The organism is Nostoc sp. CHAB 5715, assembly GCF_020829685.1.
In the GTDB taxonomy this organism is placed as follows: Bacteria; Cyanobacteriota; Cyanobacteriia; order Cyanobacteriales; family Nostocaceae; genus Nostoc.
The window spans coordinates 1-2,211 of record NZ_JAIVFR010001132.1 but is presented as its reverse complement, the minus strand read 5'-3'; the positions used below and the strand labels follow the sequence as shown (position 1 = coordinate 2,211).

The 2,211-nt window shown below is 38.4% G+C and carries 1 protein-coding gene; it reads right to left on the bottom strand.

Annotated features, from left to right (window positions below; all coding sequences use genetic code 11):
* Positions 1 to 465 precede the first annotated feature (465 nt).
* Positions 466 to 1,638, bottom strand: a complete 1,173-nt coding sequence (locus LC574_RS36835) for an RpoD/SigA family RNA polymerase sigma factor (protein WP_229458575.1) — start codon at positions 1,636 to 1,638, stop codon at positions 466 to 468.
* Between the last annotated feature and the right edge of the window lie 573 nt (positions 1,639 to 2,211).

Below are 2,211 nucleotides of genomic sequence, written 5' to 3'. Positions count from 1 at the left end.
CCTTAACACACCTTATAAAACGCACAATCAAATTGCTATGCAAAGTCATTAGTCTATAGTCTATAGTTCATAGTCCATAGTCTATAGGCAACTGTGCAAGTTTTTTTGACTAATGACTAATGAAAAGCCGGAAAAAGTTACAAAACGCCCTGTTTTTGCAATTTGCGATAGGTGAAGCTCAAGAAATATACATATACAAGCTTGGCTTCATTCATTAGGCATGTGGATTTAATAAAGAGCAAGTTTTGTAAGGTGTGTTAAGGGCATTTATCCTAACGCACCTAAAATCTAGGATGGTGCGTTACGCTACGGGATAACACAACGCCAGTTGCTACAACGGATAGCGCAGCGTTAGCGAGTCATCGAGCGTCGGGAACCTCCGCAACGCACTGGCTCCCCTACCAGATTTAAAGTTTTGCACTTTATATGTTCGTTAATGAAGCTAATCTATCTTCATAGATGTAATTAAATCAACCAACCTTTTAAACGTTTGGCTATGTGGGGACGGCGCAATTTCCGCATGGCTTTGCTTTGAATTTGTCGCACTCGCTCACGAGAAAGATTGAACATGTTGCCAACTTCTTCTAAGGTACAGGGTTCGCTGGTTGTCAAACCATAGCGTAGAGAAATTACATCTTTCTCCCGTGGAGTTAATACGTCACCCAAGACTTCCCAAATCTCCTGACGCATCATGTTTTCATTCATTTTTGCTTCTGGAGACAGGTTATCTTCATCTTCTAGCAAATCCATCAATTCCGTGTCTTCTTCTTTACCGACGCGGTGGTTGAGAGAAAGTGCTTGACGCCGTAGTTGTTGTAGCTGGCGTAGTTGTTGCACACTAATTTCTAAAGCTTCTGCCATTTCTCCTTCAGTAGGATTGCGACAAAGCTTTTGCTTGAGTTCTCGTTGTGCTTTTTTCAGCTTGTTAAGCTTTTCAACAATATGAATAGGTAACCGGATTGTCCGCGCATCGTTAGCTATAGCCCTGGTAATCGCTTGTCTAATCCACCAATAGGCGTAAGTAGAAAATTTATATCCTTTATCTGGATCAAATTTTTCTGTAGCGCGATTTAAACCCATTGCTCCTTCTTGAATTAAATCCAAAAAAGGCACTCCCCGATTCAGGTATCGTTTAGCTATAGAAACTACCAATCTCAGATTCGAGCGAATCATTTTGCGTTTCGCTACTCTACCTTGATACAAGCGATTTTCTAATTGCTTTTCCGTCATTTCTAGCTCAGAAGCCACCTCTACCTTGCTAGGTTCCTGCCCCAGTTTTAATTCTAAGGCTGCTTGTAATTCCCTAACTTCTTCTAGAAACCTAACTCGCCGCGCTAACTCTACCTCTTCATCAGCTTTTAGAAGCGGATAACGCGCCATCTCTTTAAAAAACGCGCCGACAGCATCATCATGCTCGGTTTTATTGTATCCCGAAGGACGGGCCGCAGCCATATCATCCCCGTCGCGTTCGTCTGATTCCAGATTTTCTACTACAATTGGAGTCTCTTCATCTGCCACTGCTTCTAAAATATCGAGTAATGGTTCTTCAATATCAGTAGTATTATCCAGTATTTCCATTTCTCCCAATTTAACAATATTCATAGTTTCCTTTAGGGATTGTTGCTTTGTTTGGTACATAATTTAGTTACAGCTACTCATTTGAGGCTTGGTAGTTTTCCCTAAGGGACGAATGCACCCGTTTATATATCGAAATACAGGCTTATGCTAATTTAACTTCAGGAATATAAATCGGCATCTACCTAACATCTATGGGTTACAGTTAGATACAACCTATAACGAAACTGGCTTTCGTACCCAACAAAACTTTCTTTTTAGGCTCCAAACTGATTATATTCTTCATTTTTTTCTTAATTACCAAATATGTCAAACCCCCTCAAACTTTCTCAACCTTAACAAACATATAAATTTCAGCTAACCATCCAAACTTCTTAAACTTTCATATATTTTATATTTTTATAAATATTTTTAATGTTTATCCGTTGGAAATCACTCGATAAATTAAAAACCTGGTGCTGGAGTTATGCATTCCCGATTTAAAGTTACCCAGATAAGAGAAATTATAATAATGGCAGCTTAATTTCAAGATATTCTTATTTGTATAAAAGCATCTCATATACAGAAAGGCTTGAATATCTATCGATAGGCGGAAAAACATTAAAAATATTTATAAAAATATAAAATATATGAAAG

Excerpts from the sequence above, each read along its gene's own strand:
- LC574_RS36835 (WP_229458575.1), bottom strand. The coding sequence starts at position 1,638 with ATGTACCAAACAAAGCAACAATCCCTAAAGGAAACTATGAATATTGTT.